Annotated in this window: 11 protein-coding genes; all 11 read left to right on the forward strand. The window is 71.4% G+C overall.

Translation table 11 applies throughout. The features are described 5' to 3' along the window. The first annotated feature begins 36 nt into the window (after positions 1-36). A complete protein-coding gene (locus ACFY3L_RS48595; protein WP_389340670.1) occupies positions 37-1,074 on the forward strand; it encodes an effector-associated domain EAD1-containing protein in 1,038 nt (345 codons plus the stop codon). 11 nt (positions 1,075-1,085) lie between these two features. Next, positions 1,086-2,051, forward strand: coding sequence for an effector-associated domain EAD1-containing protein (locus tag ACFY3L_RS48600; protein ID WP_389340672.1), 966 nt, complete (start codon positions 1,086-1,088; stop codon positions 2,049-2,051). Between the two features lies 1 nt (position 2,052). Further along, on the forward strand, positions 2,053-3,012 hold the full coding sequence (locus ACFY3L_RS48605) for an AAA family ATPase (protein WP_389340674.1): 960 nt from the start codon (positions 2,053-2,055) through the stop codon (positions 3,010-3,012). An 8-nt stretch (positions 3,013-3,020) separates the two neighbouring features. Then, positions 3,021-4,181 (forward strand): hypothetical protein, encoded by a 1,161-nt coding sequence (locus ACFY3L_RS48610; RefSeq protein WP_389340676.1) that lies wholly within the window; start codon positions 3,021-3,023, stop codon positions 4,179-4,181. Continuing rightward, entirely contained in the window at positions 4,178-8,845 is a 4,668-nt protein-coding gene (locus ACFY3L_RS48615) for a diguanylate cyclase domain-containing protein (RefSeq protein WP_389340678.1), read from the forward strand. Before ACFY3L_RS48610 ends, ACFY3L_RS48615 begins: the two co-directional genes overlap by 4 nt. Positions 8,846-9,060: 215 nt before the next feature. Continuing rightward, positions 9,061-9,222, forward strand: coding sequence for a hypothetical protein (locus ACFY3L_RS48620; RefSeq protein ID WP_389340680.1), 162 nt, complete (start codon positions 9,061-9,063; stop codon positions 9,220-9,222). Further along, a complete protein-coding gene (locus tag ACFY3L_RS48625; RefSeq protein ID WP_389340682.1) occupies positions 9,222-10,394 on the forward strand; it encodes a globin domain-containing protein in 1,173 nt (390 codons plus the stop codon). The genes ACFY3L_RS48620 and ACFY3L_RS48625 overlap by 1 nt, the downstream gene beginning before the upstream one ends. Beyond that, positions 10,391-11,050, forward strand: a complete 660-nt coding sequence (locus ACFY3L_RS48630) for a DivIVA domain-containing protein (RefSeq protein ID WP_389340684.1) — start codon at positions 10,391-10,393, stop codon at positions 11,048-11,050. The genes ACFY3L_RS48625 and ACFY3L_RS48630 overlap by 4 nt, the downstream gene beginning before the upstream one ends. 187 nt (positions 11,051-11,237) lie before the next feature. Beyond that, positions 11,238-11,951 carry a lytic polysaccharide monooxygenase gene (locus ACFY3L_RS48635; protein WP_389340686.1) on the forward strand — a complete coding sequence of 238 codons (714 nt, stop codon included), beginning with the start codon at positions 11,238-11,240 and terminating at the stop codon, positions 11,949-11,951. A gap of 91 nt (positions 11,952-12,042) precedes the next feature. Then, complete coding sequence (gene modA / locus ACFY3L_RS48640; protein ID WP_389340688.1) at positions 12,043-12,885, forward strand: molybdate ABC transporter substrate-binding protein; 843 nt, start codon at positions 12,043-12,045, stop codon at positions 12,883-12,885. 122 nt (positions 12,886-13,007) lie between these two features. Then, on the forward strand, positions 13,008-13,648 hold a 641-nt coding region (locus ACFY3L_RS48645), incomplete at its 3' end, for a carbohydrate-binding protein (protein ID WP_389340690.1).

Genomic DNA, 13,648 nt, shown 5'->3' on the forward strand with positions numbered 1-13,648 from the left:
GGCACGGTGCGTTGTCGTACAGTGACAGTCGTTGCGGTGCTCGATCGAAGGTGGTGCGGCATCTCTCGTGCGTTGAGCGGCCGGCAGCTGCGGAAGCTCGCCGAGGCGCTGCTGCACGCGTATCCGGCCCGGGCCGGGTTGGAGCAGGTGCTGCGGTTCGACCTGGACCGGCGGCTGTCCGACCTGGTCGGCAACGTCGGCATGAGCGAGGTCGTCTTCGCCGTGATCACCGCCGGCGAGTCCGAGGGCTGGTTGCCGGACCTCATCGACGCGGTCCTCGCCGACCGCCCCGGCAACCCGCGGGTGCGGGCGTGGGCCGCGGACACCGGGTGGCGGGCGGACGTCGCCCTGCCGCCGGAGACCGCCGACGTCTTCGAGCGGACCGTCCGCCCACGCGCGCCGGAGCTCGACCCCGACACCTGGCGCGCCCGGCTCGCGGCGGCGCAGGGCCTGGTGTGCCGGGTCGCGGCCGAAACGCCCGCCGGTCTGCGCCCGCTCGGCACCGGGTTCCTCATCGGCCCGGACCTGTGCCTGACCGCGCACCACGTCCTGGACGGGACCACACCGTCGGCGATCCGGTTGCAGTTCAACCATCGCCGCGACGACGCGGGAGCGACGTTCCCGCTGCACGACGACTGGCTCGCGGCCGCCGCGCCGCCGAGCCCGGTGGACACGCTGGAGGATCCCGGCGACCGCCTGCCCGCCGCCGGCGAGCTGGACTTCGCCGTCCTGCGCACCGCCGGGACACCGGGCGGCTGGCTGCGGGCGGTGCGGCAGGACGCGCTCGCCGCCTACGACGACCTGGTGATGCTGCAGCACCTCGACGGCGAGCCGCTGAGCATGGCGTTCGGGCACACCATCGACTACAACGGCAACGGCACCCGGCTGCGGCACATGGTCAACACCGCGCACGGCTCGTCGGGTGCCCCCGTGTTCGACATCTCCCTCGCGGTGGTCGCGATGCACCAGGGCGGCGACCCGGACAAGCGCCGCGGGCACCTGCCGACGCACAACCGCGCCGTCCCGATCACCGCGATCCGGCAGGCGCTGCCACCGGGTCTCACGGTCTTCTGAGGGCGGGCACCGTGGACGGCACCCGCATGCGCCTGCTGATCAACGCCCTCACGAGCGCCTACCCGAGCAACCAGCAGCTCGCCGTCTTCGTCCGCATCGAGCTCGACCGGAACCTGGCCGTGATCGCCGGCGACGGGCCGCTGCACGACACCGCGTTCCGGCTGGTCGAGCAGGCCGTGGCCGAGGGGTGGGACGACCTGCTGACCCGCCGGCTGATCGACTGCCGGCCGGGGAACCGGCAGGTCGCGGCCTACGCTGAGGCGTACGGGCTCGGGCTTGCGGCGGCGCGGGCCGTGCCGGCGAAGGTGCGCCACCAGAACGACGCCTACTTCGACCTCGACCACGCGAAGAACGCGATCCACGACCTGCTCGACAACCAGCAGGCCGGGCTGCTCGGCATGTGGGTGACCGCCGAGGAGAACGCGGCGGCGAAGCGGCTGTGCGCGTGGCTGCCGCACTGCCTCGGCGATCTCGAGGAGAAGGACGACGTCAGCCTCGGCGCCGTCATCGCGGACCCGGACCACAAGGTGAAGCAGATCCTGCAGCACCTGCCGGAGCTGGACGAGACCGGCATCGTCTGCCAGGTCCTCGTCAACGACGCGACGCCCGCCGCCGTCGACGGCTTCTGGCAGGGTGTCCGGGACGGCTGCGGACCGATCGAACGCTGGTTCGTGCTGCTGTTCGTCACCGCGACCGATGCTCCCCCGCCGTGCGGGGTCTTCGATCTGGGCCGGCCCGTGTTCACCCGGCTCGACGTGGCGAAGTGGGCCCGTGACGTGCTCGCCGGCCTCGGCTGGCCGGCCGATCTGGCCCGTCCCTGGAGCGGCTACGTGCAGAAACGCGCCGAGTTGCGCGACGGGTTCAGCATCCCGCTCACGTACGGGGCGCTGCGCAGCAGCATCAACGCGGCCCGCAGATGTGAGGACCCCGCACAGTTCAGCGCATGGTTGCAGGGCGAATTGGTGAAGGAGGCATGACGTGAACGTCAGCCGGGGCGTCGACACGTCGATGCGACTGGACCTGGACGATGACGTGCCGGCACAGCGGCCGATCGAGGACGTCGAGGCGGCGCCCGGCACGCTCGGCAGGCCGCGGCTGCGGACCGTGCCGGCCGAGCCGTACCTGCTCACCGCCGACCTGTGCGACGCGGTCAACGTCGCGATCACCCTCGGCCGGCCGCTGCTCGTCCAGGGCGACCCCGGCGTCGGCAAGACCCGCCTCGCGCACGCCGTCGCGTACCGGCTCGGGCTGCCGCTGGAACAGGCGCACATCAAGTCCACCAGCCGCGGCCGGGATCTGCTGTACACGTTCGACGCGGTGCGCCGCCTGTCCGACGCCCAGCTGCACCGGCCGTGGACCAAGACGCTGCCCGACGACCGCAGCTACGTCCGGCTCGGCCCGCTCGGCAGGGCCATCGCCCGGGCCCGTCACGGCCGCCGGTCGGTGGTCCTCATCGACGAGATCGACAAGGCCGACCTCGACTTCCCCAATGACCTGCTGCGGGAGCTCGACGAGCTGCGCTTCGACATCGACGAGGTCCCCGGCCTGCGGTACGAGGTGCCGCCGGACCGCCCCGACCTGCGGCCGATCATCATCGTGACGAACAACGAGGAGAAGCAGCTGCCGGGCGCGTTCCTGCGCCGATGCGCGTTCCACTACGTCGAGTTCCCGGAGCACCCAGACGACCTCGACGCGATCCTCGACATGCACGGCATCGCCGACGCCGCCCTGCGCGGCGGCGCCATCGGCGTCCTGCAGCGCCTGCGCGGCGTCGACCTGGCCCGCAAACCGGGCCTCAGCGAGCTGCTGGACTGGGCCCGCTGCCTGCAGAGCGACGACGTCGACCCGCAGAGCCTCACCACGCTGCCGAAGATCGGCGCGCTGGTGAAGCAGCGCGCCGACCAGGACCGGGCCCGCAAGCGGTTGAGCACACCATGAGCCCGCCGATGCCGGCGTTCCTCCACGACCTCGTGATCCGGTTGCGCCGCCGTGGGCTGCCGATCGGCGTGGACGACTGCGCGGCGCTGCGCACCGTGCTCAGCACCGGTCACGGTCTCGGCTCCCCCGACGAGCTGCGCGCGCTGTGCGTCACGCTGTGGGCCAAGTCCCGCCGCGACGCCGAACTCATCGTGTCGACCCTGCACCTCGTGGATGTGCCTGACTGGCCGGTGGAGGGTGGCACCGCACCGCTGCCGGACCGGCCGCCCGTCGCCTCCCCCGCGCCCGGCCCCGCACCCGAGATGCCCGCACCCGCCGCCGACGCCGAGGTGCCGGAAGCGCTGACCATCGCCGCACCCGCCCGCCTCGGCGACGGACCCGGCCCGCCACGCTCCGGCCGGTCCGCGCCGTTCCTGATGCTGCAGCCGCAGTACCCGCTGTCGCAGCGGGAGGTCGCCCAGGTGTGGCGCCGGCTGCGGCTGCCGGTCCGCCAGGGTCCGCCGGCGGAGCTCGACGTCGACGCCACCGTCGTGCGCTACGCGTCGACCGGCGTGGCCATGCCGCCCGTGCTCGCCCCGCGCCGCATCAACGCCGCCCGGCTGCTGCTGCTCGTCGACCTCAACGGGTCCATGACCCCGTTCCACGGCCTCGTCGAGCACGTCCTGCAGGCGATCGTGCGCGCCGCCCGCCTCGACGAGATCACCGTCGCCTACTTCCACAACTCCCCCGGCCGCAGCCCCGACCGCAGCCCGCTGGCCGACCTGCCCGATCCGCTCGGCGCCGAGCTCGACCCGGTGCTGGACCGCATCGCGCCGCTGCCCGGCGGCCGCGTGTACAGCAACCCCGACCTCACCGGTCCGCGGCCAGTGCCGGCGCTCCTGGCCGACACGACCCCCGGTTCGGCCGTCGTCGTCATCAGCGACGCCGGTGCGATGCGCGGCTCGTTCGCCATCACCCGCCTGTACGACGCGGTCGCCTTCGCGCTCGCCGTCGCCGCCCGCCGGGCCCACCTCGCGTGGCTGAACCCGCTCGCCCGCGGACGCTGGGCCGGCACGACGGCCGGCCAGCTGGCCCGGCACGTGCCCATGTTCCCGCTCGACCGGGACGGCATGTACGCCGCCGTCGACGTCCTCCGCGGCCGGCCGGCGACGTTGGAACGCCCGCTGTGACCGCGCTCGCCGCCGCGTCGGCCGCGGCCGCCCGCCTTGCCGAGGCCCGCTCGGCCCTGCCGCCCGGCGCGCTCGACCTCGCCTGCCACGCCGCGGTGCCGGTCGCCGTCGACCCGACGCTGCTCAACCTCCTGCGCATCAACTTCTTCCTCGACCCGCCGGACGAGCTGCCGTGGACGGTCGAGGCGGACCTGCTGGGCTCGCCGCTGTTCCGTGAACTCGGCGGCGACCTGTACGAGATCGAGCCGGACCTGCGCCGCCACCTGCTGGTGAGCCTGGGCACCCGGTACGGGGTGGAGCGCGCCGTCCAGGTGGCGCTGCTGCTGGAGCGGTACTGCGACCGCCCCGGCGTGTGGGGCGGGCAGCCGCTGCTCCTGCACGCCCAGCAGCTGACCGCGCTGAGCATCATCGACCCGCCCGCGGCGTCCCGGTGGCTCGACGAGGCCGGCGACGGGACGTCGGCCCCCGTGCAACTGTCGCCGGACTGGTTCGTGGCGATGCGCGGTCGCCTGGCCGCACAACCGGACCCCGCGCTCCGGGTCGCCGACGAGATCGAGGCCGCCCTCACCCGCCTGCGCGCCGGCGACACCGGCGTGCTGCCGCTGCTCGGCGAGCTGGCGCTGCTGCCCGGCGCGGACGTCGCACCGATCCGGGTGGCGCTGCTCGACCTCGCGGACGACGCCGCGGCACCGCTGCTGCGGCTGCTGGCCCGGGTCGAACCGGTGGACGCTTCGACGGCAGAGACGGACCGGCCGGTTCCGCTGCACCTCTTGCTGGACCAATCCCTCGCGCAACCACAGATGATGGCAGTGCCAGTCGGCATCCATGAAGGCAGGCCCCTGTACCTGGCGCTGGTCACCGACCAGCTTGTGGGGACGGTGGCGGGCTCCACCAAGCACGCCCGGGCGGACATGCTCCGCAGTATCGCGCTCGCGTTCGCCTGCACGTACCGCCCCAGCGAGGTCAACCTGGTCCTGCTCGACACTACAGGTGACCGGGTATTCGACGACCTGCATGTGCTGCCCCACGTCGTCGCGGCCGTCACGGACCTGAGCCGGCTGGAGGACCGGCGCCGCCTGCACCGGGCGATCCGCGATCGCGCCGGTAGCCCTGCACCGAAGCCGAAGTGCGTCACGCTCGCCATCGGCAGCGACGCCGTCAAGGCGGCGAGCCTGCACTCCCACGCCGCCGACGACTCGGACGAAGAAGTCACCACGCTCGCGGTAACGCTCGACAACCCGCCACCGTTGGCCGACGTACTCATCGAGACGCGCGAGCGCCCAATGCCAGTGCAGATGCTGCCCGCGACAACGGCCGTGGCGTACGACGAACGCCGGACGGTCGCCGACATGCTGATCGATCGGGTGGTCGCGCGCCATCCGGACCGGCAGGCGCCGATCTGGGTGCCGGCACGTGCCAATCGACCGACCCTGGACGAGCTCCTCGCCCGGCTGCCGGCCGACGGCCGGGCACTCGGCGTCGCCGGCGGCATCGACGAGGCAAGCCACAGAGACCACGAGCCGTTCGCGGTCGACCTCGACGCCGGCAATGTCGCGGTCGTCGGCCGGACCTACTCGGGCAAGAGCACCATCCTGTTGTCGCTGGTCCTGTCGCTCGCCCAACGCCGGAGCCCCGACCAGCTCGAGTTCTTCATCGTCGGCCCGGCCGACCCCCTGGGCGACCTCGCCGGGCTGCCGCACGTCGCGCAGTACGCTCCCCGGCCCGACGCCGACCTGATCGCCCGGGTGCGGCGGGCCATGCAGGCCCGGCGGCTGCCGAGCGGGCCGAGCACGGTGCTGGTCGTGAACGACGTCCCGGATCTCCTCCCGCTCGTGGAGGAGATCCGCCGGTCAGGACCGACGTCGAGCATCCGGGTGCTGGTGTCGGCGACGTCCTGGGAGTCGCTCGACCGATTCGAGATCGAGCTCGAAACGACCCTCGACGATCCTGCCGATTCGCGCATCGACCCCGGACAGTACGTCGACACGGTGCGCTCCATGAGTCACGGCCTGGCCCCCGGCGGGGTGCCGTTCGTCATCCCGCTCATCGACCACGTTGAACGGTCGGTGTCGCGGATCGCCGCCTCCTGGACCGGGCAGACCGCCCGCGACCGCTGGGCCGGCGTCGGCGCCGGACAGCAACTCCCGCTGCGGCCGGTCTCCACCGGCCGCCGGTTCGCCGTCGTCATCGGCACGTCCACGTACGCCGACCCGGGGCTGCCGCCGCTGCCTGGCGCGGCCGCCGATGTCGCCGCCATCGCCGAGGTGCTGCGAAGCCCGTCCATCGGCAACTACGACGTCACCGTCCTCCACGACAGCGACGAACGGACGATCAGGCGGACCCTCGACGACGTCCTCACCGGCTGCGGGCCCGACGACCAGGTCCTGGTGTATGTCACCGGTCACGGGATGCTGGATCCGCGAGATCGCCTGTACCTCGCAGCGACCGACACCCATCGCAGTAGGCTGCTGGCGACCGCCATCGACGCGCAATGGATCATGGACCTGCTCGACCACTCCCGGGCACGGCAGCAGGTGGTGCTCATCGACACCTGCTTCAGCGGCTCGATGACGGACAAGCGCGACGCGGCCCCGGACGGCAGAAGCGCCCTCGCGTCGGATGTCAGACGAGCCATCCTCACCGCGACGCAGGGCACGCAGTACGCCTGGGAGACGGTCGGCGAGGACGGCAGACCGGGGATGTCAGCCTTCACCGCGGCGGTCGTCAAGGGCCTCTCCACGGGCGATGCGGACGCCGACGGCGATGGCGTCATCACCATCCGCGACGTCTACGAATACGTCTACCGTGAAATGGCCCGAGCCGGCATCCAGTCGAAACCGAGGTTCCAGTCGTCCGGGGCCGGATCGATGACCATCGTACGGTCGCGAACGCCGGGTGACACCTCCGCACCCGGCGACGAACGGCCCGGTCCGGACGAACCCGACGCCGGTTCCGCCCGCGTCGTGGTGATGGACCTGCGGATCGCGCAGGACGATCACCGTACGCAGCTGGAGGCACGCCTGCAACGCACCTTCGTCGAGCGGATCGTGAGCGAGTACGACATCGAGCGGATCACCGGCGACCAGGGGCGCGACCTGACGCTTCGCACGACCGCCGGCGGCGCCGCAGGGTTGCTCACCGCGCTCGCCAGCGGACTCGCCGCGGCGAACCACAACGCGCAGCCGGGGGGCCGGCTGCAACTGCACGCGGCGATGTACCTGACGGACGATGCCCTGTTCGCCGACCGGACAGTCCTCGACGCGCCCGAGATCCGGCAGGCGCTGCGCGGCGCGAGCGCCGCCGACCTCGCGGTCGTCGTCTCCGACGCCCTGCACACGGCCGTCGCCGGCACGGCATCCGGCGCCGCGTGGGCGGCATTGCGACCGGCCACACTGCATGTCGGCGCGGACCGGTCACCGCTGCTCGCATGGATGGCGCTGCTGGGCCCCGACGTGATCTCGCCCGAGCACCTCGACGCGCTCACCGGACTGCGCAACCGCACCTGGCTCCTGGAGCACGGCGCCGCCGCGCTGGCCACCTCCGGCCCCGGGCGTGCGGCCGTCATGCTGCTGGACCTCAACGGCTTCCGTTTCGTGAACGACCAACTGGGTCACGACAACGGGGACAAGGTGCTGCGCGACATCGCACAGCGGCTCTCCGCGTCGATCTCGGACGTGGAGTGGGTCATGCGGGTCGGCGGGGACGAGTTCGCGGTCCTGATGACCGGTGTGCCGCCCGTTGCGGCGGTGCAGCGAGCACGGGAGTTGCTGGCGGTGCTCGACCGTCCGGTGCAGATCGAAGGCGGGACCTGCAGCGTCATCGCCGCGGCCGGCATCGCGGTGAACGGTGATACGGCGGACGTACAGGAGTTGCTGCGACGGGCGGACGTAGCGCTGTACAGCGCCAAACACCGCGGCCTCGATCTGGTGCTGTTCGAACCCGAGACGGCCGGACTGCCCACCGAAGCCCTGCTCAAAACGGTGTCGAACGAGATCCGAACCGGCCTCGGACATCATCTTCCGGTCTGGCCGCCGGGCACGGCCATGCAAATCGGCGACATCGGAGTCATCGAGGAGGGCGGCTGGCGACGACAGACCTCGCTGGCCGAGCTGGGTATCGGTTTCGACAGCGAGGTAGGCCCAGAGACTACTCTCACCTACCACTCGCACGACGGCGCAGTGGTCGACGGCTCGCTCCTCGGCCGGATCGGCGCGCCGGCCGTGGGCAGCGGCGAGACCAGCTTCTCGATCCAGTTCAGTCGATCCGGCGCGCTCGTGCTCCACGTGGCGGCGGCGAAGCCGCACCGGATCACCGACATGGCGGCCGTCGAGGAGGGCATGTTGCATGCCGTCAGCAACGGCCGGTCCTGGGGGGCACGCTGGGTGGTGGTCACGGAGGTCCTGGTCGGGCACCCGGCCCTGCTCGTCGTATCAGCGTCGTCCGACGCGGAGGCAACGGTGAGGTTCCGAGGAACTGCCGAGGGCCAGGCGACACCTGCGGTGGAACTCAACGCCGGCCTGCGGATCTCCAGCGCCCGCGATCTCGCCGCGTCGTTCACCACGGTGGCCCCCGTGGCCGTCCTCTGGCGAGGGCGCTATCTGCACACTCCGTTGCTCGGGCCGGCAAAGTTCCGTGCCATCGAGTCGATCGACGACGTTCTCTGACGCGAGGGTACGGGCGCGCCTCCAGGAGGACGCGGTGGCGCCGGAGCCGCACATTGTCGTTGCGCGAGGAGTGCACTCGGCCATCCGGCGTCCACAGGAAGCCCGGCGCTCCATCGGATATGCGACTTATAGGCTCTCGGCGGTCAAACCGGCCTGCCCGCGAAGAGCCCTGATCTCCATGGGCAGGTTCCCCTCGACGAAAGGCCATTTCGACGATGACGCAGGAACCAGCCCTGCTGGGGCAGCTGGACACCGAAGCACAGCAGGCGAATCCGTCCTCGGTGTTCGTCGCGATGGACATCCTGCAGGCCGAAGACGGCGTCCTGCGCTCGGTCCATCGGCCGGTGGTCGCCGGTGCGGAGGAGGACGTGCAGTAGTGGACACCGCCGCGCTCAAGATGAGCTGGGCCCAGGTCGTGACGCTGGGCGATCAGGCCGCTGCCTACTTCTATGCCGCCCTGTTCAGCCTCGACCCCAGCCTGCGTTCGATGTTCCCCGCCTACATGGGCGCCCAGCGCGATCGGCTGCTGACCGCACTCGGGCACATCGTGTCCAATGTCGACGACACCGACACACTGGTCGCCTTCGTGGAGCAGTTGGGACGCGACCACCGCCGGTTCGAGGTCCAGCCTCAGCACTATCCCGTTGTCGGGCAGGCACTGCTGCACACCTTGGCCCACGGGCTGGGGCCCGCGTGGACCGACCAGTTGGCCGCGGACTGGGCCGCGGCGTACGGCATCGTGTCGAAGGCGATGATCGAAGCCGCAGCGGCGGCCGAACCGTTCGAGCCGGCCTGGTGGGATGCCGAGATCGTGTCCCACGAACGGCGTGCCGGTGACATCGCTGTGCTCACCGTGCGGCCGCAGGGCGAGATCCGTTACCGGGCCGGGCAGTCCCTCGCCGTGGAGTCGCACCTGCGCCCGAAGGTGTGGCGGTACATGACACCGGCCAATGCTCCCCGCCGGGATGGCACGATCGACTTCCATGTCCGCGCCGTGGCCGCTGGACAGCTGTCCCCTGCGCTGGTGTATCAGTCCCGCGAAGGCGACGTGCTACGCCTGGGGGCGCCCATCGGCAATCGCCTCACCGTGGCAGCCGGGCCCGGGCCCGACCTGTTGTTGCTGGCGGGTGGCACCGGCCTCGCACCCATGAAGGCCATCATCGAGCAGTTGGCCGCCGGGCTGGACGATCGCAAGGTCACCCTCGTGGTCGGCGCCGCGAGCCGGTGGGACCTGTACGACCAGGCCGACCTCAACCAACTCGCCGACGATCTGCGCTGGGTCCAGATCATCACGGCCCTGTCCGACGACTTCGTCGCCGGACCGCCGGTCACCGCGGTCGAAGCCGCCCTGCGCAACGGCTCCTGGCACGACCGCAAGATCTACGTATGCGGTTCACCGGCGATGGTCGCCGGGACCTGCCAGGTGCTGCGCGACGAGGGCTACGCCTCGGCCAATGTCCACGTGGAACAGTTCGACGACAAAACCTATGCGCCGCTGCGTGCCGCACTGACGCCGGAGCGGGTTTTCGAGGAGGTGACCCGACCATGAGCTCAGAACCCAACGCCCGGCGTAGGCCGCTCTCGCCTCATGAGATCCGCAACGTACGCCTGCGCCAGATCGGCTTCCGCAAGGGCTACGACCCCGCGGAGGTCAATGCGCTGCTCCAGCGGGTGGCCGAGGAGACCGCCGCCCGCGACGGGCAGATCAGCACCTTGCTGAACGAGGTGGAACGACTCCAGCGGGAGGTGTACGCACGCCGCCACGGCCAACTGCCCGACAACGCTCCCGCCGGCCTGGACGAAGCCCTCATCTCCGAGCGCATCCAGGCCCAGCAGTACGTCGACGAGATCGTCGCTGCCGCCCAGACCAACGCTGCGCACGTCGTGGCGCAGTCCCGGCAGCAGGCCAACGAGATCATCCGAGCCGCGCACGCCGCAGCCGAGCAGGCCGCACGCGACTATCGCGCCACGTCGGGCACCAGCTACAGCCCCGACCGGGAGGAACTGGCGCGGCTGGCCACCCTCGCGCAGTGGGCGATCCGCCAATTCTCCGGCTTGCGCACCCAGGTCGATGCCACCGATGACGCAGCCCGTCAGGAACTGGCCTCCATCCTCGACCGGCTCGCGCCCATCCTCGGCCCCGGCAACACCGGCACCGGCGCGTCTCACCCTGGGGACGGAAACCCCCGTGCCGGACATCCATGAACGGTTGCCTGACTGTCGCCAAGTAGAGCTGTGACCGCGACGGTCACATGCTGGGCAGAGCGATCGCGGACCCGCGGCGGCGTCCTAACTGTTGACAAACCTTACTGATTGACGTTCCCTGATGGGAAGGTCGACGCCGGTGGGCGGACCGGTCGTCAACAGATGACACGTCTGCCGAAGGAGCAACATGACCCTCCGAAGAAGACTGGCGGTCCTGGCGGCCGCCCTCCTCACCGCCCCGCTGCTCACCGTGATCTTCTCGGCCTCGCCGGCCAGCGCTCACGGCTGGGTCACGAGTCCACCGAGCCGTCAGGACCAGTGCGCCACCGGTGTCGTGGCGAACTGCGGCTCCATCCAGTACGAGCCGCAGAGCGTCGAGGCTCCGAAAGGCTCCCGCAACTGCAGCGGCGGCAGCAGCTACACGGTGCTCGACCAGGACAACAAGGGCTGGCGCGTCACGAACATCAGCAGCTCGCAGACGTTCACGTGGCGCAACACCGCCATGCACCGCACGCTGAACTGGCAGTACTACGTGGACGGCAACCTGCACCAGACGTTCACCAACGGCAACGCGCAGCCGCCGCAGATCGTCAACCACAACGTCACCGGGCTGCCCAGCGGTCGGCACAAGATCCTCGCCGTCTGGAACATCTACGACACGGCGATGGCGTTCTACGCCTGCGTCGACGTCAACGTGGGTGGCACCGGTGGCGGTGGCACCACCACCCCGCCGCCGCCGACCGGCAACTGCGGCGCGGCGTGGAGCGCCTCGGCCGTCTACACCGGGGGCATGACCGTCTCGCACAAGAGCCGCAAGTACACCGCGCGCTGGTGGACCCAGGGCGAGGAGCCGGGCACCACCGGTGAGTGGGGCGCCTGGCAGGACAACGGCGCCTGCTGATCCGGCAGACCTACTGATCACGAACAGGCCGTCCGGCCCGGGCATCCCGGGCCGGACGGTTCCGAGCACCCATTCGAGCGGAGCCGCGCCGATGAACTTGCGCAGCCAGAACGTCGTGGCCGTCGTTGCGGTGGCTGCGGTTGTCGTCGGTCTCGGCCTGGCGGCGTGTTCCGGCCCAGCGGCCGATCCCGGGCCGGCACCTGTCGCGGCGGCGAGCTCCGCCGGCCACGACCACCAGCACGCCGCCGGCGGGCCCGTCGGGTCCGGCGGGCCGAGCGGGACCATCGTCGTGCACGCCGCCGACGAATTGCGCGCCACGCTGACCCAGCTCGTGCCGAAGTTCGAGGAGGCGTTCCCGGGTGTCCGGGTCGCGGTGGAGTACGGCCGCGGCTCCGACCACGCCGGGCACATCCTCGCCGGCGCACCGGTCGACGTGTTCGTGTCCGCGGACGCGGTCGCCACCACCCAGGTCACGGCCGCACACGCCCGCGGCACGCCCAGTGTCGTCGCCCGCGACCCGATCGTCATCGCCGTCCCGTCGAGCACCGGGATCGCCGGCGTCGCCGACCTTCCCGGCAGGCGGGTGGCATTGTGCGCCGAGACCACGCCGTGCGGCCGGGTGAGCCGCGCCGCGCTCACCGCCGCCGCCGTCGACGTGCGCCCCGTTGCCGTCGAGCCCGACCCGGCCGCCGCGCTGACCCGGGTCCGCACGGGGGCCGCCGACGCCGCGCTGGTCTACCGCACCGACGTCGTCGCGTCCGGCAACGACCTGCGCGCCCTCGACTTCTCCCAGGCACTGCTCATCGCCGACCAGTACACCGCCATCAAGGTCTCGACCGGCCCCAACACGGTCGGCGCCGACGCGTTCGTGGCGTTTCTCGGCTCCGCCCTGGCCCGGCACATCTTCGCCGACGCCGGCTTGTCACCCACCTGACCCACGGACGGGCCACCGGGAAAGCCAGAAAGGCTTCCGACTCTTACAATTAACAGTGTTAACTGATAGTTTCCTCGCCATCGACCCACCGACCCATCGGTCCATCGATGACGAGGAGTCCAATGAGATCTCGACGTCGGAAGTTCGCACTGGCAGCGGGCGTGGCCGTCACCGTCATGACGGCTATGGTGCTCGTGCCCACGATCCAGGCACAGGCCGGCAGCGCCGCCGTCCAGGCCGCCTGCACCGCCCCGGTCTGGGCAGAGGGCAACACCTACACGGTGGGCACCCAGGTCACGTACCAGGGCCACACCTACCAGGCGCTGCAGACGCACACCGCCTATCCCGGGACCGGCTGGACCCCGTCCACCACGCCGTCGCTGTGGAAGGATCTCGGCACGTGCACCGGGGGCGGCGGCCCGACCACACCCCCGCCGACCACGCCGGCCGGGACGCCGTCCGCGCCGGGTAACTTCCGGGTCACCGCGACCACCAACACCAGCTTCACCCTCGCCTGGAACGCCTCGACCGGGACCGTCACCGGCTACCGCGTCTACGAGGGCAGCACCGTCCGCGCGACCGTCACCGGCACCTCCACCACCGTGTCCGGGCTGACCGCCGGCTCCACCCACACGTACACCGTGAAGGCCTACAACAACGCCGGGGAGTCCGCGGCGTCCAACAGCGTCACCGCCACCACGACCGGCGGCACCACCACCCCGTCCGGGATGCAGGCCGCACCGTACCTCTACCAATGGGGCGA

Source organism: Dactylosporangium sp. NPDC000521 (assembly GCF_042898305.1).
Classification (GTDB): Bacteria; Actinomycetota; Actinomycetes; order Mycobacteriales; family Micromonosporaceae; genus Dactylosporangium.